Below are 1642 nucleotides of genomic sequence, written 5' to 3' on the forward strand. Positions count from 1 at the left end.
GAGATTCTGTTGTATGGCTGTGAAGTCGCCGCCGGAGCCGTAGGCCGTCGCTTTGTTGATACGCTGAGTTTAATGACAGGGCTTCATGTCGCTGCGGCAACGCATAAGGTCGGTCATGCCGATTTGGGTGGTTCTTGGGATTTGGATGTTTTGCCAGCTGGCATGACAGTGTTGCCTCTGGCGTCATCTACCGCATAACCCCAGCGCTAATGATCTCCATGGGGCGACATGACGAGCCCTTCGGACCGGTACACATCGTTGGCTGGCAGCCCCTTCCTCGACCTGAACAGCAGCGTGCGTTTGTCGTAAAAATGAAGCCCGACCAGGATTTCACTTCACTGCCCACGGTCGAGACATTCCACTTCCAGCACCAGGCGCACATCTCGCACCGCGTCTGGAACGCTTTCGATCAGGGCGATGCACTTTTCCCAAAAGACGCGGCTGCCGAGCTTGCTCGCCGAGCAGAATCTCTGAACGAATTCACCGAGAGCCAAATCGAGCGTGCGTGGAAGCGGCTAGCCGAATGGACTACGGAAACGTGTAGTCCGAGCCAGAAAACCTGCATCCAGGAGAGTATCGGGATAACGATAGTCGAATCTCCTCCACTGGACTGGAATGGCCTCGTTGTTGAAACCTCGAAAGCACAGCTGATGGAACAGTTTCGAGAGGCTGTGGATCGTGTTCGGTTTCGTATGGCTGCCTACGGGTAAGTATCTTCACTCAACAAACACCACCTCCACCGCCTCCCGCAGCCGCTCGCGGCTCAGGTGCCTATTTCTGATTCGGTTGAGACGATGGAGCAGATGGTGCAGCTGATTCCGTCGAAGAGGAGGATTGAGGTAGTGCTGGCTGCAGCTTGGCTATGCCATTAAAACTTTTAGTCAGATCTGCTTGAGGCTGCAATCGTGCAGCACCATTAAAACTTTCTTGTGCAATACCTGCGCTGCTTTGCTTCTGGTCTGAGCTGCTCATTTTTTTCTCTCCTTTGCCATACGAGTTGATAGCCGCTGAAATGCCGATCACCACTGAAAATATCACTCCGAATGCGAACGCCCATGTACCAATTGCGTCAAGCCTGCTTAAAGCAGGGTCGTTTTGCGAAGCGGTCCCGGATAACGCTTCCTCAAGGTGATCAGCATTCTTTTTGAAAATAACCAAGACAGCGGCAAGACAAACCAAGAAAGCCACGAGTGCGCAGACATACAACACCAGCGACTCTGCCGATGAAACGCCAACCGTAGTCATCAGCGTCATAAGCAATCCGATTCCTCCAGCGGACAAAGTCAGCAGGCTTTTGTCGTGCTCAAGGCGTGTGGCATACCAAGCGGTCAATCCGGCCGAATAGAACTCCACACGTTTTTGATCATCGATCCCGTCACTCATCCCATCCTTACCTCACGCTGCTCTGCAGCTATTTTCTTCCGTAAAGATCCCGCGCATCCGCAAGGCCCTTAAGGAAAAAACCCTGCCCTTCTTGCGAAGGACAGGGATGCTAGATTCAGGTTATACAATCTGTATGTAACGGTCAAATTTTTTCGGACAGAGAGATAGGTTGTGTGTTTGCCATATTCTGTTCGTAGACAGCTGGGGGCAAATAACCCAGAGTTGAATGCAATCGCAGGTTGTTGTAGAACGTCACGAT

The 1642-nt window shown here is 52.1% G+C and carries 3 protein-coding genes; 2 read left to right on the forward strand and 1 reads right to left on the reverse strand.

What is annotated here, in order from left to right; all coding sequences use genetic code 11:
* Positions 1-198: DUF4347 domain-containing protein (locus G465_RS14830; protein WP_040399843.1), on the forward strand; the 198-nt coding region annotated here is incomplete at its 5' end.
* 20 nt (positions 199-218) lie between these two features.
* The gene (locus tag G465_RS0112760; protein WP_155846570.1) at positions 219-710 is read left to right on the forward strand and encodes a hypothetical protein; all 492 of its coding nucleotides are present in this window, start codon (positions 219-221) and stop codon (positions 708-710) included.
* A gap of 61 nt (positions 711-771) precedes the next feature.
* On the opposite strand, the gene G465_RS0112765 is transcribed toward G465_RS0112760, so the two are convergent.
* Positions 772-1383 (reverse strand): hypothetical protein, encoded by a 612-nt coding sequence (locus G465_RS0112765; RefSeq protein ID WP_022654814.1) that lies wholly within the window; start codon positions 1381-1383, stop codon positions 772-774.
* Positions 1384-1642 lie beyond the last annotated feature (259 nt).

The sequence above is a fragment of the Aquaspirillum serpens DSM 68 genome (assembly GCF_000420525.1).
Taxonomy (GTDB): domain Bacteria; phylum Pseudomonadota; class Gammaproteobacteria; order Burkholderiales; family Aquaspirillaceae; genus Aquaspirillum; species Aquaspirillum serpens.

Coding starts and splice junctions, on each gene's coding strand:
- G465_RS0112760 (WP_155846570.1), top strand. CDS start 219: ATGGGGCGACATGACGAGCCCTTCGGACCGGTACACATCGTTGGCTGG.
- G465_RS0112765 (WP_022654814.1), bottom strand. CDS start 1,383: ATGAGTGACGGGATCGATGATCAAAAACGTGTGGAGTTCTATTCGGCC.